This is a genomic window from Algoriphagus terrigena DSM 22685, from assembly GCF_000429445.1.
Classification (GTDB): domain Bacteria; phylum Bacteroidota; class Bacteroidia; order Cytophagales; family Cyclobacteriaceae; genus Algoriphagus; species Algoriphagus terrigena.
Genome location: NZ_AUBW01000012.1, coordinates 104,911 through 124,433, shown reverse-complemented (window position 1 = coordinate 124,433; position 19,523 = coordinate 104,911). Strand labels below are relative to the sequence as shown.

Below are 19,523 nucleotides of genomic sequence, written 5' to 3'. Positions count from 1 at the left end.
ATAGAAAAGGGCTGTCTTCTGGACAGCCCTTTTTGGGTGAATTAACCAACTTTCGCCTCCTCGAGACGCTTATAATCTGTGTAGCCCTTTTCTCCCGGCGTGTAGAAGGTGTTTTGATCCCACTCGGCCCAGTCCGCATTTTCAGCGATTCGCTCCGGTAAGTCCGGATTTGAGATAAACGGTTTGCCGAAAGCAACTGCGTCTGCCAATCCGGCTTCAATCACTTCATTGCCGCTTTTTTGGTCAAAAGCGCTATTGATTACCAAGGTTCCTTTGTAGATCGGTCGATATCGTTTGGCGATATTTTGCTCCGCAAAAGGAACCTCGCTTACATCAGTGAATGGCTCCGATAGATGCAAATACGCCAGGTCGTAGTCATTTAATCTGTTGATGATGTAATCAAAGGTCGGAATCGTGTCTTTGTCCAAAGTCATCCCAAACACGCCATGAAGCGACGGATTGAGACGTAAACCGATTCGGTTTTCGGGCATTACTTCTTTGATGGCATCAATGACTTCGAAAAGTAAGCGAGCTCTGTTTTCCATGCTCCCACCGTATTCATCTGTTCGGTGATTGGAAGAAGTATTGAAAAACTGGTGGAACAAATAGCCATTGGAAGAGTGGATTTCCACACCGTCGAAACCGGCTTCCACCGCGTTTTTTGCAGCGTTTTTAAAGTCCTCAATGGTCTGCTTGATTTCTTCCAAAGTCATTGCTCTCGCAGTAACAGTGTCCTTGAATCCGTTTGGTGTAAACGATTTTGAATTCGGATTGGTAGCAGAAGCTGACACTGGTAGTTCACCGCCGTGAAAATCCGGATGAGACATGCGCCCCACGTGCCAGAGCTGGATAAAGATGTGCCCGTCGGCTTCGTGAACTGCCTTGGCCACCCCTTTCCATGCTTCGGTCTGAGCCGCGGAATAGATGCCCGGCGTGTTGATGTACCCAACTGCCTGAGGGGAAACTTGGGATCCTTCGGAGATGATCAGCCCAGCTGATGCCCGTTGCCTGTAATATTCTTCATGGAGTTCAAAGACTTTGTTTTCAGGATTGGCTGCTCTACTTCTGGTCATTGGAGCCATCCAAACTCTGTTTTTTAGATTCAGACTGCCGACTGTGATAGGTTGTAAAAGTGGTTGACTAGTGTCCATACTTGTTGGTTTAGATTTACGTGTATATACAACTAATTGAAAGTGTAGATGGTTCGGCTTGCTATGAAAATATTTGATCACATGACTTTCTGCCTGCGGTTCTAGTCCGACTTCTTTTGAATAATGGTGCTATCGGCAGTCATTTTAAAGACAATCAACGCCAGCCGGAGCAGACTTTTCGGTTCTTATTTTTCAGATCCATGCGACGGGAGTGGTGTGTTGATTAAGACGATAGAGTCAAAATCCTGCCAGCAGAATTCCTATTGCTCACAAAACCAGCACTTAACAAATTTTAATACGATAATTGTCGTACTTATTTTGAAATTACGATTGACTTCGTATAACTTTGGTACGAAAGATATCGTAAGTACTGACATGAGCAAGCCAACAGAAGCAGAATTGGAAATTTTGGCCCTTTTATGGGAAATGAAAGAGGCGAGTGTGCGGCAGATTCATGAGCGTCTCGCGGAGACCAAGGAGACTGGCTACACGACCACCCTGAAGATCATGCAGATCATGCATGCTAAGGGGATGGTGCTCCGGGATGAAGAAAACAGATCCCATATCTATCGACCTGCCACCAATCAAAAGGACACCCAAAATTCCCTTTTGAAAAACTTGATGAGTACCGCCTTTGGAGGTTCTTCCAAAACCTTGGTCATGCAGGCCTTGGGTCAGGAAAATCCCTCGAAGGATGAAATAGATGAAATCAGAGCATTTTTAGACCAACTTGAAAACAAGCCGAAATGAAAATTTTAATCGACTGGATCCCCGATAATTTACTTCAGGCGCTGGGCTGGACCTTGGTCCATTCGCTTTGGCAGCTGGTTTTGATCGCCTCCTTGCTTTGGGTGGTGATGAAGGTGCTGCACCGCGCACGGCCTGCCGTCAAGTACGGCATGGCTGTAGGTGCTCTGACGCTTTCTCTGGCTGTGTCTGTTGGTACTTTTATCTATGAATATCAGCCAGCAGGATCTTCCGTGCCGATGGTTTCTAGCGCGGATCTCCAGCGTATTCTGGCCAACCCTTCCCTTCTCCAAGCTGAAGTTGGGATCGAATCCGGTATCGACCGGGCGAGTTTTTGGATTGAGCAAAATATCCCCTTGTTGGTCAACTTCTGGTTTTTGGGAGCGCTCCTGTTTTTGTTCCGATTGGTGAACAGTCTGTCTGAGATTCGGAGTCTTCGCAAATCATCCAGCCCGGTTACTGATTTCCAGCTGCAAAAAGTTCTTTACCGCTTGGCGGGCAAGATGGGGATCGATGGAGAGGTGCAACTCCGGGTGAGTACGTTTGGAGCTTCTCCCCTGACATTTGGTACTTTGAAACCCGTCATCCTTTTCCCGGCCGGATTGCTTTTTCAGCTTTCGCCGGCACAGCTCGAAGCGATCATTGCTCACGAACTGGCGCATGTGAAGCGGAACGACTACCTCGTTAACCTGCTCCTTTCCGGTCTGGAAGTTCTTTTCTTCTTTCATCCTTGCTACTGGTGGATGAATACAACAGTCAAAGAATTGAGGGAAAATGCCGCTGACGATCTCGTGATGAAAGCAGGCATTGAACCCAAAACACTCGCAACCAGCCTTGCTGAGGTACTCCATTTTGCGAAGCAAAATCCCCCCGAACTGGCCTTGGCAGCCGGAAAAAACCGGAATCCAACGCTACAACGAATCAAAAGGATACTCGGCTATCCATCCCAAAACTATCCACAAACCCCTATTATCTCTATCCCCATGCTACTTACTCTATTCCTCAGCGTCGGCCTGATGGCAAGTGCCCAGCAAGACGCCCCAAACCACACAGGTCCGGTTAACTCTAAAACGTCTGTCGTTGGAGTTGAGCCTGCATTTTCAGCTTTCGCAGCCCAGGACACCATCAAAAAATCCAAGCAATCAGAGCCAAAAGCGCCCTCTTCTGCCGATGGCAACCACACGATGGTGTTCACCAACGATGAAGGAGAGACCTATCGAATCCAGGGAGATCTCTTGATCTCGGGAGGTGATACGGTCAAGCTCTCTCCGAAGGCTAAGGCTGCGTTGGATAATCTTCAGGCGTTTGACTATGAAAATATGCCGAAACTGGATATGCCAATGGCTCCTGTTTTCCCGGCCGACTTTGCCCTGGCACCCATGCCTGCGTTTGATTTTGCCATGACCATGCCGGTGATGGCGCCTATGTCCCCTATGGCTCCGATGGACATGACTACATTTCCGATGCCTGCAATGGACTTCGTAATGCCCGTCATGCCTGCGATGGATATGGACTTTGATTTTGAATTTGACCAGAACTTGGCTCCCTTCAATTTCTCTTTTGACACGACGAAAATGAGCAAGGAAGAAAAGGAAAAGTGGGCAAAGAAGATGGATGCCAGCGCCAAAGAATGGGCTAAAAAAGCCGAAGAAGCTGCCAAGGAATGGGAGAAAAATTCAGCAGAATGGGAGGCAAAATTCGAAAAGGATTTTGAGCCGAAACTCAAGGAGTTTGAAGCTAAAATGGAAGAATGGCAGGCTGCAAATGGCCCAAAGATGAAAGAGTTTGAAGCTAGAATGGAGGAATGGCAGGCTGCTAACGGCCCTAAGATGGAGGAATTTGAAGCTAAAATGCAAGAGTGGCAGGCTGCAAATGGGCCTAAGATGGAGGAGTTTGAGCAGAAGATGAAGGAATGGGAAGCTGCCCAAGGACCCAAGATGAAGGAATTTGAGCTACAGATGAAAGAGTGGGAGACGGCTCAAAAACCGAAGATGGAGGAGTTCGAGCGAAAGATGGAAGCGTGGCAAAAGGAACACCAGATCAAAATGGATGAATTCCAAAAGTTGCTTAAAGAAGAACTCAAGAAAGACAATAACTAATAATTGTGTGTTGATGCATCAGAAAGACCTGTCCAGATGGACAGGTTTTTTTGTGCCTTAGACGGACGTCAAAAAGAAATGTCATATTGGACTCGTATTCGAGTCTCGTCACTTTGGGATAGGGTGTTGTCTTGGAACAAAAAGCGTGTTAACTCCGCCGTGAGTTTGTTTTTATGCCCAGCAAAGAAATAATTGAACGCCAAGGCAAGCTCTGATTGACGATTTTCGGGGATACTCAGGTCGGGTCTGTATTGAGCAAAACGCGTAGCGATTTCCAGTTTTTCCGGCCAAAATTCCAGCGCTTGATGGACGAAATATCCGGCTTGGATATAGTAACCTCCAAGATCAGTGGTGAGGTTGGTCTGATTGTTTAGAATATATTTTTTATGAAATTCGGAAGCGTAGGAGAAGCCTTTGAAGTCGAATGCGGTTTCCACTTGAAACTGATTGACGGTATATTGCCCCGGAAGTCCGTCCTCAAATCCTTCCAGATAGCCTCCTCCCGCTTGTGAGAATCGTGTGTAAGGGCTGGTGTTGGTCACAGCGGCGAATGCCAACAGAGCGGCGGGAAGCTCCGAAATCTCCATGTCCCCGCCCTCAAAAGGAACGGGTCTTCCAAGAAGATTCCATTGGAGCCGTCCGAAATACATCAGCTTAGAGTCATCGTTGCTACTAGCTCCTCGCCCTGTCCCTGTGAGCATCGCCACCCAATAGTCGAAATTGGCAATGCCACCCCCGTCCAGATTTCCGTAGATGGTCATCCCCTGCTGCCTGTCGAGCGTAAAGGCCCTGTTGATCAGGGAGCGTTCGACCAGCTGCTGCTCGCCGGAACTGATGAACCGCTCACGTGTAAACTCTACCTTCCACTGCCCAAATTTGAAGTTCAAGAAAGGCCATTTTTCCACCATCACTCTGAAATCAAGCAAGTTGCTCTGACTGAGTTCGTATTCGAAGTAGTATTTCAACCAGGGGCGGTATGCGTGGCCGCCGATCTTGAGACGGGCTCGGTTGATCTTAAAAAGCCGCTGATTTTGATCGTCGAAATCGTCGAAGGTTACTGGGTTTTGATCCGAAGGGCTGGCAAATCTGAATTGTAGCCGACTTGCAAATTGAAGTAAGAAATTGCCATCAGACGTGCTGAATTCGAACCCCTTAGAGGAATGCCGAATGTTTGCTTGCCGGATGACAGAATCTTGACTTTCCTGACTAAAGGCGGGAAGGGAAATGATTGATACTAAAAAGGCGAAAGCGAAAAAATGTTTGGGCATCAGTAGGAGCAAAACGGTTTTCTAAAGATAAAAAAAAGCAAGATTCATTCTGCGAATGTCCTATTGCAATGGAGTTGAAGGTTGTTTTGGGTGAGTTTATATGAAACGCCTGCCTGACAAATCTAACGCTTTGTAACCTTTTGCATTAAAAGCGCAGCCCACGTTTGCCCACTCTCGTACGAACGGCATAATCAGTAAAATCTAGTCGACGTACGACGGTTTTATTTTGTTAGACATCACTCGACGACGCCACCTTCGGTGGAGTCAAAACCTGCCTCAACGGTTCGTTTTTCAAGTTTATTGTCTTCCACAGCCCAAAAGATAACCTCCTGAAACTCAATAAAACTTTATTGGAAATTTTCCCAAAACTATTGGGATGGACCAATCTTTTGGCTACTTTTAATTCAAAGTGGGAAAAAGTGGGAGAAAGTGGGAGAAAGTGAAATCCATTTTCTTACTTTTGTCTTTACGGTAAACTCTATTTAATCGAGTCCAAATCATGTTCAACAGTCAGTACGAAGTAAAGCTAGATCCCAAAGGGCGTCTGGTTTTGCCCTCCAAGATCAAGGGGGCAATTCCGGAGGCTAACGGGACGACTTTGATGCTTCGGATGGCAGAGGACAAGTGCTTGGCACTGTATCCGATGGTAGAGTACAAGAAGCTCGAGAGTCAGATCAAATCCCTGAACATCAACAATCCTGAGCAGCGGATGCTCCAGCGCTCTTTTTTCAATTCCATCGTGGAGGTGGACTTGGACAGCACTGGGAGATTGTTGATTCCGAAGCTTTACCAAACCTATGCCAGTTTGGAAAAGGATGTGGTGGTCGTGGGCATGGGGACTAGAATTGAACTCTGGAATCCTGACACCTACCTCAAGAACATTATTGTAGATCCGGCGGACTTGTCCAGCCTGATGGAAAAGTATCTCTCCTGAAGCTATGACTGAGTCTGTGTACCATATCCCAGTGATGCTCGCCCAATGCACTGAAGCTTTGGCTATCAATCCCAACGGAACCTACGTCGATGTGACGTTCGGGGGCGGGGGACATTCCAGAGAGATTTTGAAGCATCTGGATAAGGGGCATCTCTACGGCTTTGATCAGGATGAAGACGCGTTGGCAAATGTCCCTCAGGATGACCGCTTCACGATCGTGCAGGCCAATTTCAGGGATATCAAGCGCTATCTCAGGCTACACGGGGTCAAGCAGGTCGACGGAATTTTGGCGGATTTGGGGATTTCATCTCACCAGATCGATGAGCCGGGTAGAGGTTTTTCCACTCGATTCAGCGGCAATCTGGATATGCGGATGAATCAATCCGCTGAGACCAGCGCCAAAGAAGTGCTGAATACCTATGATGAGGGAGCTCTCCATAAGATTCTGGGGATGTATGGAGAAGTGAAAAATGCCAAGACGCTCGCTCAGGCCATCGTCTCTGAGCGGGGGAACAGGCCGTTTGAAACGACCGAAGGCTTCACGGCTTTTCTGAAAAATTACGCTCCTCGGGGCAAGGACTTCAAGTATTACGCGCAGGTCTTTCAGGCTCTGCGGATCGAAGTAAACGATGAGATGGGTGCACTGGAGGAAATGCTCCTTAGCGCCGTGGACCTACTGAAGCCGGGAGGAAGGCTCGTTGTGATGAGCTATCACAGCCTGGAGGATCGGCTCGTGAAAAATCTGATCGCCAAAGGCAAGTTTCAAGGCGAAGTCGAAAAGGATTTCTACGGAAACCTGATCAGGCCTTTGGAGCCGATATCGAGAGGGGCAATCGTAGCCGATGAGGCTGAGGTTGCGGCCAATCCGAGAGCAAGAAGTGCAAAGTTGAGGATCGCAGAAAAAACAGGAAAATGAGTCAGAACACCTTCAAGAAAAAGCTAAAGGCCGGAAACGCTCCCAAGAGCGGACCGGGGAAGACGCTTTTTACCTGGATAGAAGAGAAGCTTGATGTGAAAGGAATCTTGGGGGAAGGGGTGCCGGTGCAGCTGGTTCCTCCCGTTGGGTTTTTGGTATTGCTGGCATTGATCTACATCTACAGCAATCACCGGACGGAAAACATGACCCGCAAGATCGAAAAAGCCCAACAGGAAGTGGAGGATCTCCGTGCGGACGTCACCACCCTGGAGGCAGAATACATGCAAAGCAGCATGCAGTCAGAAGTGGCTAAGCGAGTTGCAAAGCTCGACATCTATGAATTGAATCAACCGCCGATCAAAATCGAGGTAGAAAAGTGAATATAAAACGCTCCATAGTGCTCCGTGTAAGGGTGGTCTTCATCCTGGTTGCTTTGGTTGCCTGCGCGATCCCTTACAAGGTCGCTGTGGTGCAGCTGAAGGAAGGAGAGAAATGGCGCGCAAAAGCGGAGCAGGTAAACTTTCAATTCCGCGAAGTCCCAGCTACACGCGGAAATATCTATGCGACGGACGGTAGCCTACTGGCGACCAGCTTGCCTTTTTACCGCGTGGCGATAGATCCGACCATGGCCAAGGACGCCAAGTTCAAGTCGGGCATTGACTCACTTGCCAGAAAGCTTTCTGCATTTTACAAAGACAAGTCAGCGACCGCATACAAGCGGATGATCCAAGACGCCCGAGGCGACAAGAAGCGCTACCTCGTGCTGAACAGACAGCAGATCGGCTATCAGGATATGCAAAAGATGACTTCCTGGCCCATCTTCCGCGAAGGTCGATTGGGTGGGGGAATCATCTTCGAGAAAGTTGAAAAGCGCTACCGCCCCTTCAATTCGCTGGCGAGCCGCACAGTCGGTACCGTAAACGAAAAAGATCAGGGGGCCGGGATCGAATACAGCTTCAACAATTATCTGAAAGGAAAAGACGGAAAGGCCCTTTTTCAAAGACTGGCAGGCGGAAGCTGGAAGCCGGTTTTTGACGCTGAAGACATCAAGCCGGACAACGGCTACGACGTGTTTACAACCTTGGATGTGAACATCCAGGATGTCGCAGAGACCGCGCTGAGAAGACAATTGACCGATCGAGAAGCAGCGTTCGGCTCCGTCATCGTGATGGAGGTAAAGACTGGCCACATCAAGGCAATGTCCAACCTGCAGCGTAACAAAAGCGGCATAGGCTACTCCGAAAGCTACAACTATGCGGTGGGAGACATTGGAAGTACCGAGCCCGGCTCAACTTTCAAGCTGCTCTCCATGCTGGCACTGCTGGAAGAGAACAAGATCAGCTTAAATGAGAAGATCGAGACCGGTAATGGCGCCCATCGATTCTACAATCAGACGATGTACGATGCCAAAAACGGCGGTTTTGGAACGATCACTATCCGGGAAGCTTTTGAGAAATCCTCGAACGTAGCCATCTCCAAGCTCGTCGATCTGCACTTTGGCTCCAGCCCATCCAAGTTTATGGCTTACATGGACAAGGTGGGATTTGCCGAGCCGTTTGATCTTCAGTTGGCGGGCGAAGGGAAGCCGTTTTTCAAAAAACCGGGAACAAAAACCTGGTACGGGACCTCACTTCCATGGATTTCCATCGGCTATGAATCGAAGCTGAATCCGATTCACACGCTTGCCTTCTACAACGCAGTCGCAAACGACGGGGTAATGATGAAGCCGATCTTTGTCACGGCAGTAGGACGGGGAAATACACAGGTGGAGACATTCGAGCCGCAGGTTTTGCGTAGTCAGATCGCTTCCGAAAAGACCATAAAGCAACTTCAGGAATTGCTGGAGGGCGTCGTGACCCGAGGAACCGCCCGAAATATTTTAAACGAAAACTACAGCATTGCCGGCAAGACCGGCACCGCTCAGAAGATTGTCAACGGCCGATATACCGAGACGTACTACACCAGTTTTGCCGGCTACTTCCCGGCCGATCGTCCGAAGTATAGCATGATCGTCGTGATCGACAGCCCAAATGGCTTTGCTGCGTATGGGGGAGATGTTTCCGCTCCTGTGTTCAAGGAAATCGCGGACCGCATCTACGCCCTGGACATGGAACTGAATCCGGTGGATCAATCTAAGATCTTCCGTGCGGAAGACGAAACCAACAAGATGCCCTACATCAGCGCGGGTAAAAGCGAGGAGCTGCAGGGAATCTTTGAGACACTGGGAATCAAGGTAGCCGGCCCTACAGGCGAAGACTGGGTGATGCCGGCGAAGATTGCGGAGAAATTCGCAATGAAACTGAACGACACAGAAAAGCCCGTGGTGCCCGATGTAGCGGGGATGCCGCTGCGTGATGCGCTTTTCATCCTGGAGAATAAAGGCTTGAAAGTAAACTACAAAGGCAAAGGCCGGGTGGTCGGGCAATCGCTCGCTCCAGGCTCCAAGCTGGGATCAAATGCAACGATAAATCTGATTTTAGGATAAATGAAAGTGCTCAAGGACATCTTATATAAAGTATCGCTGACCTCGACCATGGGAGACATGGAGCGGGCCGTGAGCGGTATTGTCTTTGACAGTAGAAAAGTCGAATCGGGCAGCGCTTTCGTCGCTGTGGCCGGGACTCAGGTGGATGGACATGAGTATATCTCTACTGCCATCGACAAGGGCGCTTCGGTCATCATCTGCGAAAAACTCCCAGAGTCGCTGATCCCGACGATCACCTACGTGCAGGTAGCAAGCTCTGCCAAGGCGCTCGGGATCATGGCTTCCAATTTCTACGACAATCCCTCGGAGCAGATCAAAGTTGTCGCCGTCACTGGCACCAATGGCAAAACGACCACCGTCACCTTGCTCCACCAGCTGTTTGTAGCGATGGGTTACAGCACAGGATTGCTTTCTACGGTGGAAAACAAGATCAACGAGGAAGTCATCCCGGCTACCCATACCACTCCGGATGCGGTGAGCGTTCAGGCTTTGCTCAGCAGGATGGTGGAGGCAGGCTGTACGCATTGTTTCATGGAGGCGAGCTCCCATGCGATTGTACAGGAGCGAATCGCCGGATTGAAGCTGGCTGGAGCTGTCTTTACCAATATCACACACGATCATCTCGACTATCACGGGACGTTTGACGAGTACATCAAAGCGAAGAAGAAACTCTTTGATGAGCTTCCGAAGGATGCTTTCGCGCTGATCAACGGAGACGACAAGCGGGGTTCGGTGATGGTGCAAAATTGCAAGGGAATCCATCAGACTTTTGCCTTGAAGTCATCTGCGGATTTCAAAGGCAAAATCATTTCAAATACACTGGAAGGCCTCGAGCTGGAGATCAACAATAAATTGATCTGGTTTCGGATGATCGGCGCCTTCAATGCCTACAATCTCCTCGGAGTTCTTGGTGTGGCGGTGCTGCTCGGAGAGGACGAGGACGAAGTGCTTCGCACACTTTCCGGTATTCGTGGGGCAAAGGGAAGATTTGACCGGATCGCCATTGGCGGGATCATCGCCATCGTGGACTATGCCCACACACCGGATGCGCTGGATAATGTCCTCAAAACCATCAACGGTGTCCGTACCGGAGCCGAGCAGCTGATCACGGTCGTGGGTTGCGGCGGAAATCGCGACAAGACCAAGCGTCCTGTCATGGCCAAGCTCGCCGTGAGCGAAAGCACGAAAGCCATCTTCACCTCAGACAATCCGCGATTCGAAGAGCCAATGGACATCCTGCGGGACATGCAGGCTGGAATTGGTCCTACGGAAATGAGAAAGACGCTGACCATCGAAGACCGGCGTGAGGCAATCAAGACTGCCGTGATGCTTTGCCAAAAGGGAGACATCATTCTGATCGCGGGTAAAGGACATGAAGACTACCAGGAAGTCAAAGGGGTAAAACACCACTTTGATGACGCCGAAGTAGTGACGGAGATCTTAGAACAAATGACTAACCACTGATATGCTGTATCCCATTTTTGACTACTTAGATCGAGTGCTGGACATCCCGGGAACGGGTGTGTTCCGCTACATCTCGTTCCGTGCGGGGATGGCAGCCGTGTTTTCGTTGATCATTACCATCACTTTCGGACAAAACATCATCGCCTGGATCCGCGGAAAGCAGATCGGCGAGACGGTCCGTGATTTGGGATTGGATGGACAGACGCAGAAGAAAGGCACACCGACCATGGGCGGCCTGATGATGATCGCTGCGATCCTGATTCCGACGCTCCTTTTTGCCAATCTGAATAATATCTACATCATCCTCTTGCTCATCTCCACGGTCTGGCTGGGATTGATCGGCTTCTTGGATGATTACATCAAGGTTTTCAGAAAAAACAAAGAAGGGCTGGCTGGCAGATTCAAGATCATCGGTCAGATCGGCATCGGAATCATCGTCGGTTCGACACTTTACTACAACGATGACGTCGTGATTCGGGAGTTTTCGACTCCGGTCTCTATCGAGGAAGGCGTGGTAGAGACGCCCTCTTTCCAGGATGTGAAAGCGCTGAAGACGACCATTCCTTTCGTCAAAAACAACGAGCTGGACTATGGGAAGGTCCTTGGATTCTTCGGAGAATCTATGGTTCCCGTCATGTACATCCTGGTGGCGATCTTCATCATCACAGCGGTGTCCAACGGCGCAAACATCACAGACGGAATCGACGGGCTGGCGGCAGGGACTTCGGCGATCATCGGTTTGGCGATTGCCATTTTTGCCTACCTGAGTGGTAACGCGATCTTCTCCCAATACCTGAACATCATGTACATCCCCAACTCTGGTGAGCTGGTGATCTTTGCCTCAGCCTTTATCGGGGCATGTATCGGTTTCCTCTGGTACAACGCCTACCCGGCGCAGGTATTCATGGGCGACACGGGCTCACTCATGCTCGGTGGTGTCATTGCGGTTTTGGCTTTGACGCTGCGCAAAGAGCTCCTGATCCCGATTATGTGCGGGATTTTCCTGGTCGAAAATGTAAGTGTGATGCTCCAGGTGAGCTACTTCAAATACACCAGAAAGAAATACGGAGAGGGCAGAAGGATCTTCCTGATGTCTCCCCTTCACCACCATTATCAGAAAAAGGGAATTCCCGAAGCCAAGATCGTAACCCGGTTTTGGATCGTCGGAATCCTCTTGGCAGTGATCACTTTGGCCACTTTGAAACTGAGATAGAAATGAACCAGATAGCCATCCTAGGAGCCGGAGAAAGCGGATTGGGAGCAGCAATGCTCGCAAGACGGGAAGGCTATGGGGTTTGGGTATCTGATTTGGGTCTGATCTCAGAGGAGCGAAAGCACACCCTGGAAGTATTCGGGATCGACTTTGAAGAAGGCGGACACGATGACACCATAATCCTGTCCTGTGATCTGATCATCAAGAGCCCGGGAATTCCTGACAAAGCTCCTTTGGTGAAAAAGGCCGTGGAAGCGGGTATTCCTGTCATCGACGAACTGGAATTTGCCTATCGGTTTAGCAAAGGGAAGGTCATCGCGATCTCCGGAACCAACGGCAAAACTACCACCACGCTGCTCACTTACCATCTGCTGAAAGAAGCGGGACTCGATGTCGGGCTGGCGGGAAATGTAGGCAAGAGCTGGGCTGGTCAATTGGTCGATAGAGATCATGACTGGTGGGTCATCGAGGTATCGAGTTTTCAGATTGACGGGTTTCGGGCATTTAAGCCGACGGTTGCAATCTTGACCAATATCACTCCGGATCATCTGGACCGGTACGCCTACAAGTTGGAAAACTACATCCTTTCGAAGATGAGTCTGTTCAAAAACATGACGGCTCAGGAGAAAGCGATTCTCAATCTCGAAGATCCATTGACCGAGAAAGGATTGGAACTGAATCGGCCAAATGCCGATATCCACTGGATTTCTCTTTCGAAGAATCAAGAGAAAGGCGGCTTCAGCGATGGCGAAATACTTGAGATCTCCGCAGGAGGCACTTCGGTTGCCATTCCTGTTTCAGTGCTTTCGATCAGCGGGAAGCATAACGTTCTGAATGCGCTTTGCGCGGGTACGGCGGCAGTCTTGGCCGGTTTGACCGAAGAGCAGCTGATCGCTGGGTTTAAAACTTTCAAAAACGCTCCTCACCGCATGGAGTTGATCCGCGAGGTGGGCGGAGTTCGCTTTGTCAATGACAGCAAAGGGACCAATGTCGAAGCGACTTATTACGCGCTGGGAAGCTTTGCCGATCCGATGATCTGGATCGCAGGCGGCGTGGACAAGGGAAACGACTATTCGGTGGTAACTCACTTGGTCGAAAACGGCAAGGTGAAAACCCTGATCTGTCTGGGAACAGAAAATGAGAAGCTGAAGAAAGCTTTCGCGGGCATCATCGGAGAAATCAGAGAAACCCAGGACATCCGCGAGGCGGTAAGCTGGGGGCAGGAATTGGCAGAAAGCGGAGAAGTGGTGTTGCTATCACCCGCCTGCGCCAGTTTCGATTTATTTAAGAATTATGAAGACCGCGGGGAGCAATTTAGAGCCGCGGTATTGGGATTAAAAGAAAAACAACAGGCATGACAGCGCTAAAGGCATGGATAGACGAGCAGTTTAAGGGCGATCCCATCATCTGGGCGATCGTGATCTTGCTGTCTTTGTTCAGTATCCTGGTCGTGTACTCGGCCACAGGGACACTGGCATATAAGACTGCAGGCGGCAATACTGAATTGTACCTGTTCCGTCATTCGTTTCTGGTATTCCTCTCACTTTTTGTGATGTGGCTAGCACATAAGATGCCGTACAGGAAGTATGCGCTCTATGCACGTCTCTTCATGTATTTGTCGATTCCACTGTTGGTGTTTACTTATTTATTCGGGTCTAATATCAACGATGCCAATCGCTGGCTGACCATTCCGGTGATCAATCAGGCCTTTCAGCCTTCGGATCTGGCGAAGCTTTCGTTGATCGCCGCACTGGCAGCAATGCTCGCCAAGGGCCAAAGCAACATCAAGGACTTTACGGGCACTTTTCTCCCGATCATCCTGGCGATCGGCGTGATCTGCGGTCTGATCGGGATGGCAAATATGTCCACTGCGATCTTGCTTTTGGTCACCTGCTTGCTGATCATGTTTATCGGCCGAGTGCCGGTGAAATACCTGGGGCTGGTGGTCATGGTAGGGGTGATGGGGCTGACGATTGCGGTCTTTACCGGACAAAGAGGAGACACCTTCTGGTCACGGATCGAGGCCTTCTGGGAGTCGAAAGAGGATGACAGCAAGATTCCTTTTCAGGCGGAGCAGTCATACATCGCCATCGCCACCGGGGGGATCTCCGGGAAAGGTCCCGGCAACAGTGAGCAGCGAAATTCCCTGCCACACCCGTATTCGGATTTTATCTACGCGATCATCATTGAGGAATACGGCATGGTCGGCGGAGCCACTGTGCTATTCCTATACCTGGCCTTGCTCTATCGGGGCATGCGCATCGTGGCCAATTCCAATAAAGCCTTCGGAGGATTACTTTCCGCAGGGCTGAGTTTTGCCCTGGTGATCCAGGCCTTGGTCAATATGGCCGTCGCCGTGGGATTGGGGCCGATTACAGGTTTGCCGCTTCCGCTCTTGAGCATGGGCGGGACGTCTTTGGTCTTCACCGGCACTGCGCTGGGCATTATCCTCAGCGTAAGCCGCGGCGATCATTCCGATGAAGTTAGTGCCTCGGCCGCGGAAGAAGTCAGAGCTAGTAACAGATTGAGAACAGCATAAACCCAAAAGCTATCAACACAGCAGCAACATATCGAATTCTCATCAGCGGTGGAGGCACCGGCGGACACATCTATCCCGCCATCGCCATTGCCAATGCCTGGAAGGAAAAACATCCTGCCAGCGAGATTCTGTTTGTGGGTGCTCTGGGAAAGATGGAGATGCAAAAAGTACCGGAAGCCGGGTATCAGATCAAAGGTCTGCCGGTCGCTGGATTGCAGCGCAGCTTGACTTTGGACAACCTGAGCTTTCCTTTCAAACTTCTGAAAAGTCTGAGGATTGCCTCTGGGATCGTGAAGAATTTTCGTCCGGATGCCGTGGTCGGCGTCGGAGGATATGCGAGCGGGCCGGTGCTCTATGCTGCGCAAAAAAAAGGAATACCTACGCTGGTGCAGGAGCAAAACTCTTACGCTGGTCTTACAAATAAGCTTTTGGCGAAAAAAGCCAACACAATCTGCGTCGCCTATCCTGAGATGGAGAAGTTTTTTCCTGCGGGAAAAATCCGAATCACCGGCAACCCGGTGAGAAAAGACATCCTCGACTTGTCCGGAAAGCAGGAAAAGGCGATTGAGCATTTTGGATTGACCCCAGAGCGCAAGACAATCCTTGTTTTGGGAGGGTCTTTGGGAGCAAGGACGCTCAATCAAGCGGTACTGAAGGATATGAAGAAGCTGGACGCGGATGGCTTTCAGGTGCTGTGGCAGAGTGGCAAGTTTTACTTCAAAGACATGCAAGCCCAGCTTGAGGAGTCTGGCCTGAAGCACATTCATCTGAGGGAATTCATCCGCGAGATGGACTTGGCTTATGCTGCTGCCGACGTGATCGTGTCGCGGGCCGGTGCGCTGTCGGTATCGGAACTCAGCCTGGTGGGTAAGCCGGTGATCTTCATTCCATCCCCCAATGTGGCCGAAGATCATCAGACCAAAAACGCCATGGCGTATGTGAACCATCGTGCGGCCTTGCTGCTGAAGGATACCGAGGCGGTTGGTCAATTGAAAAGTAAGATCGAAGAACTGATGCAAACTCCTGAATTGGCGGATGCATTGGGAAAAAATATGAAGGATTTGGCGAAGCCGGATGCGGCCAACGCTATCGTAAACGAACTGGAAAAATTAGTCAAATGACATTCAAAGGTATAAATAAGGTCTACTTCCTCGGAATCGGCGGCATTGGCATGAGTGCCTTGGCGCGGTGGTTTCGACATGAAGGCTATCCTGTTGCGGGATACGACAAGACCCCTTCGCCTTTGACGGAGGAGCTGGAGAAAGAAGGCATGCTGATCAGCTTTGTCGACTCTGCCGCCGACGTTCCTTTTGAATTCACTACCGATCCGGATGAGGTGTTGGTGGTGTGGACGCCTGCAATTCCAAAAGACAGCGTGTTGCTCAATTTCTTTGAGGCACACTATCAAATGAAGAAACGCTCCGAGGTGCTCGGCATGATCACCAAAGAGTTTTATACCATCGCCGTAGCAGGCACACATGGCAAGACGAGCACTTCATCACTGGTTGCCCATTTGTTGAAATCTGCCGGAAAACCTGTTGCAGCATTCTTGGGAGGAATCACCCAGAACTACAACAGCAACCTGATCTTGCCGGGCAAATCCAAAGAGCCGACCCTGGTTGTGGTGGAAGCGGATGAGTTTGACCGCTCTTTTCTGCGGCTTTTCCCAAATGAAGCTGTAGTCACCAGCTCAGATCCGGATCATTTGGACATCTATGGCGACGAGGCTACGATCCTGAATGGTTTTAGGGACTTTATCAAGCTTTTGGACAAGAAGGGAAAGCTCTATATCCAATCCCACGCATGGTATCGCTTGGGAGAAAATCTAGGCATCAACGCTGGAATCAGAGAATATGGGCTGAGATCTTCCGGGATTCATGCCGAGAATATTATTGCGAAGCCGGGGATTTTCCTCTTCGACTACATCGGCGCCAAAGTGCAGATCAAAGGCCTGGAGCTTCATATTCCGGGATTCCACAACGTGGAAAATGCCCTAGCCGCCATCGCGATTGCGGTCGATCATGGTGCAACAGAGGAGCAGATCAGAGCGGGAGTCAAATCCTTCCGCGGTGTAAAACGCCGGTTTGAAATTCACTCCTCGGCGCCGGGTCATGTCTATATCGATGACTATGCCCACCATCCGGAAGAGATCAAGGCTTGTCTCAGCTCGGTGCGTGCGATGTATCCGACGCAGCGACTGACGGTGGTGTTCCAGCCGCATCTGTTCACGCGGACGCGGGATTTTGCAGCCGGATTTTCCGAAAGCCTTTCGTTGGCGGACGAGGTGATCTTGCTGGATATCTATCCTGCCCGAGAGTTGCCGATTCCGGGAGTGACATCAGAGATGCTTTTGGACGGGATAAAAACCGGGAAAAAGACTTTAATCAACAAAGCGCAGGTAATGGACTACCTGAAGGAATCCCAACCCGAAGTCCTCGTGACGATGGGCGCGGGAGATATCGACCGGTTGGTGCCGGGCATCGCCGCCTGGATGAATTCTAATGCTAAACCAGAGGCGGTATGAGGAAGGCTAGACTGAAGAAGATACTTGGATTCCTGACCCTTTGCCTGGTCCTGGTTGGGTTTATCGGGTTTGTGGAAAAACAAGCTCAACTGAAAACCTACGATGGATTGGAGATTGATTTGGAGGCTGTGAGTGGGGTTTATTTCGTGGAGGAAAAGGAGATTGGTGAGATCATCGGCGCTGCTTTTCCAGAGTTGAAAGCTGGATTTCCGGTGACAGAGATTCCGCTGTCAGCGGTTGAAACACGGCTTGCCGGACATCCTTTTATCAAGTCTGTGCAGGCATCGATCGGGCACAAGGGGATTTTGAAAGTGAAGATCCACCAGCACGAGCCGATAGCCCGAATCGCCAGACCGATGGGAGCGGATGGATACATCACCACGGAAGGATTGATCATTCCGACCTCTCCGACTTACACGAGCCGGGTACTGATCCTGGAGGGAGAGTATGCCGAGCAGCTCATGGATCAGGGAAGCGTGGACTCCATGCCGGAACTGATGCCGCTGATCCGCTTTGTGACCAAGGACGAGTTTTGGAGCGCTCAGGTGACCGAGTTGGAGGTAAATAAAAAAGACGACATCCGGCTGCATCAGCAGGTTGGTAAGCAGGTGATCGAGTTTGGAGATGCGTCGGATATCGAGAGCAAATTCAGACGGATCGAAGTGCTGTATAAAGAGATTTTACCGAGAAAAGGCTGGAATGCTTACGAGCGGATCAGCGTGAAATTTAAGAATCAAATTGTTTGTGAATAATAGCTTGGGTATGGAAAACGACAATCTTATTGTAGGTCTGGATATTGGTACCACCAAAATCTGTGCGATCATCGGCCGCAAAAACGAGTTTGGAAAACTCGAAGTGATGGGCATGGGCAAGGCCGTCTCTGACGGTGTAGACCGTGGGATCGTCACCAATATCGAGAAGACCGTCCATGCTATCCAAAAAGCTGTAGAAGACTGTGCTAACATGGCCGAAGTGGATATCGGAGATGTGATCGTGGGAATTGCGGGGCAGCATATCCAGAGCAAGATCATGCATGGCAGCATCATGCGGGCCCCTACCGAGGAAGAGATCACGGTCGAAGACGTCAGACGCCTTTCGTCTGATATGCACAACATCGTGGTACCTCCCGGCAATAGCATTATTCACGTGATGCCACAGGACTACACGGTGGACTACGAAGGCGGTATCAAGGATCCGGTGGGAATGGCAGGCACCAGACTGGAGGCTGACTTTCACATCATCACTGCACAGACTACTGCGATTCACAACATCAACAAGTGCGTCAGAAAGGCAAATCTGGAATCCAAGCAGCTGATACTGGAGCCTTTGGCAAGTTCGCTTTCCGTCCTCAGCGATGAGGAAAAAGAAGCCGGAGTCTGCCTGGTGGACATCGGGGGTGGCACGACTGACATCGCGATCTTCTACGAAAACATCATCCGCCATACCGCGGTGATCCCCTTGGGAGGAAACATCATCACCTCCGACATCAAGGAGGGCTGCATGCTGATGCAAAACCAGGCGGAGACGCTCAAAACGAGATTTGGAAAGGCAATCGCAGAAGAAGCCAATCCCAATGAGATCGTGTCGATCCCGGGTTTGAGAAATAGACCTCCCAAGGAAATCTCCATCCGAAACCTTGCTGCAATCATCCAGGCAAGGATGGACGAAATCATCGAGATCGTCCAAAACGAGATCATGCAGAGCGGCTACTACAAGAAGCTCGCCGGAGGCATCGTCCTAACTGGCGGAGGGTCTCAGCTGCAGTGCATCTCGCAACTATTCGAATACATGACCGGTCTCGACACCCGGATCGGCTATCCCAACGAGCACTTGGGCAAGTCGGTGATCGAGGATGTGAAGAGTCCAATGTATGCGACCTCAGTCGGCCTGGTGCTGGCAGGGTTCAAAGCCTTGGATGACCGGGAGGAAAAATACCGGAGACGGGTAGCCAACGCAGGAGCACCCATCCCCAAGATCATGGTCAAGCGCGAAGCGATCGCCACCAATTTCTTTAAAAGCATTACCGAGCGTCTGAAGACTATTATCTCAGACGATATCGGCGAAGAATATTAATTACTAGGGCTTATGATTGGGGAGGTAGTCGGCACTGCAGATTACTTCCTCCTTTACCCTTTTTGATAGAAAATTAACAACAGCAGAATTTCACCAAACCAATAAATATG

The 19,523-nt window shown here is 50.2% G+C and carries 16 protein-coding genes; 14 read left to right on the top strand and 2 right to left on the bottom strand.

The features are described 5' to 3' along the window. Nucleotides 1-41 precede the first annotated feature (41 nt). On the bottom strand, nt 42-1,151 hold the full coding sequence (locus tag G459_RS0112530; protein ID WP_026967971.1) for an alkene reductase: 1,110 nt from the start codon (nt 1,149-1,151) through the stop codon (nt 42-44). Between the two features lie 375 nt (nt 1,152-1,526). Here G459_RS0112530 and G459_RS0112525 point away from each other — a divergent pair, with 375 nt between their 5' ends. Beyond that, entirely contained in the window at nt 1,527-1,901 is a 375-nt protein-coding gene (locus G459_RS0112525; protein WP_026967970.1) for a BlaI/MecI/CopY family transcriptional regulator, read from the top strand. Then, nucleotides 1,898-3,997: a M56 family metallopeptidase gene (locus G459_RS0112520; RefSeq protein WP_026967969.1), complete on the top strand. Its 2,100-nt coding sequence runs from the start codon at nt 1,898-1,900 to the stop codon at nt 3,995-3,997. Before G459_RS0112525 ends, G459_RS0112520 begins: the two co-directional genes overlap by 4 nt. Before the next feature lie 68 nt (nt 3,998-4,065). Here the strand turns inward: G459_RS0112520 and G459_RS0112515 are convergent, their stop codons facing one another. Next, complete coding sequence (locus G459_RS0112515) at nt 4,066-5,265, bottom strand: porin (protein ID WP_026967968.1); 1,200 nt, start codon at nt 5,263-5,265, stop codon at nt 4,066-4,068. Nucleotides 5,266-5,764: 499 nt separating this feature from the next. On the opposite strand from G459_RS0112515, the gene mraZ reads away from it, so the two are divergent. Genes mraZ through ftsA form a run of 12 tightly spaced genes read left to right on the top strand, consistent with a single transcriptional unit; the run spans nt 5,765 to nt 19,413 of the window. After that, entirely contained in the window at nt 5,765-6,199 is a 435-nt protein-coding gene (gene mraZ / locus G459_RS0112510) for a division/cell wall cluster transcriptional repressor MraZ (protein ID WP_026967967.1), read from the top strand. Between the two features lie 4 nt (nt 6,200-6,203). Further along, nucleotides 6,204-7,115, top strand: coding sequence for a 16S rRNA (cytosine(1402)-N(4))-methyltransferase RsmH (gene rsmH, locus G459_RS0112505; RefSeq protein WP_026967966.1), 912 nt, complete (start codon nt 6,204-6,206; stop codon nt 7,113-7,115). Further along, nucleotides 7,112-7,495: an FtsL-like putative cell division protein gene (locus tag G459_RS0112500; protein ID WP_026967965.1), complete on the top strand. Its 384-nt coding sequence runs from the start codon at nt 7,112-7,114 to the stop codon at nt 7,493-7,495. Before rsmH ends, G459_RS0112500 begins: the two co-directional genes overlap by 4 nt. Continuing rightward, nucleotides 7,492-9,600: a penicillin-binding protein gene (locus G459_RS0112495; RefSeq protein WP_026967964.1), complete on the top strand. Its 2,109-nt coding sequence runs from the start codon at nt 7,492-7,494 to the stop codon at nt 9,598-9,600. Before G459_RS0112500 ends, G459_RS0112495 begins: the two co-directional genes overlap by 4 nt. Further along, a complete protein-coding gene (locus G459_RS0112490; protein WP_026967963.1) occupies nt 9,601-11,064 on the top strand; it encodes a UDP-N-acetylmuramoyl-L-alanyl-D-glutamate--2,6-diaminopimelate ligase in 1,464 nt (487 codons plus the stop codon). Nucleotide 11,065: 1 nt separating this feature from the next. Then, nucleotides 11,066-12,277: a phospho-N-acetylmuramoyl-pentapeptide-transferase gene (gene mraY, locus G459_RS0112485; protein ID WP_026967962.1), complete on the top strand. Its 1,212-nt coding sequence runs from the start codon at nt 11,066-11,068 to the stop codon at nt 12,275-12,277. 2 nt (nt 12,278-12,279) lie between these two features. Next, nucleotides 12,280-13,635 (top strand): UDP-N-acetylmuramoyl-L-alanine--D-glutamate ligase, encoded by a 1,356-nt coding sequence (murD, locus tag G459_RS0112480; protein ID WP_026967961.1) that lies wholly within the window; start codon nt 12,280-12,282, stop codon nt 13,633-13,635. Then, nucleotides 13,632-14,816 carry an FtsW/RodA/SpoVE family cell cycle protein gene (locus G459_RS0112475; protein ID WP_026967960.1) on the top strand — a complete coding sequence of 395 codons (1,185 nt, stop codon included), beginning with the start codon at nt 13,632-13,634 and terminating at the stop codon, nt 14,814-14,816. Before murD ends, G459_RS0112475 begins: the two co-directional genes overlap by 4 nt. An 11-nt stretch (nt 14,817-14,827) precedes the next feature. Continuing rightward, nucleotides 14,828-15,937 (top strand): undecaprenyldiphospho-muramoylpentapeptide beta-N-acetylglucosaminyltransferase, encoded by a 1,110-nt coding sequence (gene murG / locus G459_RS0112470; RefSeq protein ID WP_026967959.1) that lies wholly within the window; start codon nt 14,828-14,830, stop codon nt 15,935-15,937. Continuing rightward, a complete protein-coding gene (gene murC / locus G459_RS0112465) occupies nt 15,934-17,340 on the top strand; it encodes a UDP-N-acetylmuramate--L-alanine ligase (RefSeq protein ID WP_026967958.1) in 1,407 nt (468 codons plus the stop codon). The genes murG and murC overlap by 4 nt, the downstream gene beginning before the upstream one ends. Beyond that, nucleotides 17,337-18,092 (top strand): cell division protein FtsQ/DivIB, encoded by a 756-nt coding sequence (locus G459_RS0112460; protein WP_026967957.1) that lies wholly within the window; start codon nt 17,337-17,339, stop codon nt 18,090-18,092. The genes murC and G459_RS0112460 overlap by 4 nt, the downstream gene beginning before the upstream one ends. A 10-nt stretch (nt 18,093-18,102) precedes the next feature. Further along, on the top strand, nt 18,103-19,413 hold the full coding sequence (gene ftsA / locus G459_RS0112455; RefSeq protein WP_026967956.1) for a cell division protein FtsA: 1,311 nt from the start codon (nt 18,103-18,105) through the stop codon (nt 19,411-19,413). The last annotated feature ends 110 nt before the right edge of the window (nt 19,414-19,523 follow it).

What these genes read in the sequence shown, in the direction of transcription:
- G459_RS0112520 (WP_026967969.1), top strand. Translation starts at nt 1,898, where the DNA reads ATGAAAATTTTAATCGACTGGATCCCCGATAATTTACTTCAGGCGCTG.
- rsmH (WP_026967966.1), top strand. Translation starts at nt 6,204, where the DNA reads ATGACTGAGTCTGTGTACCATATCCCAGTGATGCTCGCCCAATGCACT.
- ftsA (WP_026967956.1), top strand. Translation starts at nt 18,103, where the DNA reads ATGGAAAACGACAATCTTATTGTAGGTCTGGATATTGGTACCACCAAA.
- murC (WP_026967958.1), top strand. Translation starts at nt 15,934, where the DNA reads ATGACATTCAAAGGTATAAATAAGGTCTACTTCCTCGGAATCGGCGGC.
- G459_RS0112530 (WP_026967971.1), bottom strand. Translation starts at nt 1,151, where the DNA reads ATGGACACTAGTCAACCACTTTTACAACCTATCACAGTCGGCAGTCTG.
- mraY (WP_026967962.1), top strand. Translation starts at nt 11,066, where the DNA reads ATGCTGTATCCCATTTTTGACTACTTAGATCGAGTGCTGGACATCCCG.
- mraZ (WP_026967967.1), top strand. Translation starts at nt 5,765, where the DNA reads ATGTTCAACAGTCAGTACGAAGTAAAGCTAGATCCCAAAGGGCGTCTG.
- G459_RS0112500 (WP_026967965.1), top strand. Translation starts at nt 7,112, where the DNA reads ATGAGTCAGAACACCTTCAAGAAAAAGCTAAAGGCCGGAAACGCTCCC.
- G459_RS0112460 (WP_026967957.1), top strand. Translation starts at nt 17,337, where the DNA reads ATGAGGAAGGCTAGACTGAAGAAGATACTTGGATTCCTGACCCTTTGC.
- G459_RS0112525 (WP_026967970.1), top strand. Translation starts at nt 1,527, where the DNA reads ATGAGCAAGCCAACAGAAGCAGAATTGGAAATTTTGGCCCTTTTATGG.
- G459_RS0112515 (WP_026967968.1), bottom strand. Translation starts at nt 5,265, where the DNA reads ATGCCCAAACATTTTTTCGCTTTCGCCTTTTTAGTATCAATCATTTCC.
- murD (WP_026967961.1), top strand. Translation starts at nt 12,280, where the DNA reads ATGAACCAGATAGCCATCCTAGGAGCCGGAGAAAGCGGATTGGGAGCA.
- G459_RS0112490 (WP_026967963.1), top strand. Translation starts at nt 9,601, where the DNA reads ATGAAAGTGCTCAAGGACATCTTATATAAAGTATCGCTGACCTCGACC.
- G459_RS0112475 (WP_026967960.1), top strand. Translation starts at nt 13,632, where the DNA reads ATGACAGCGCTAAAGGCATGGATAGACGAGCAGTTTAAGGGCGATCCC.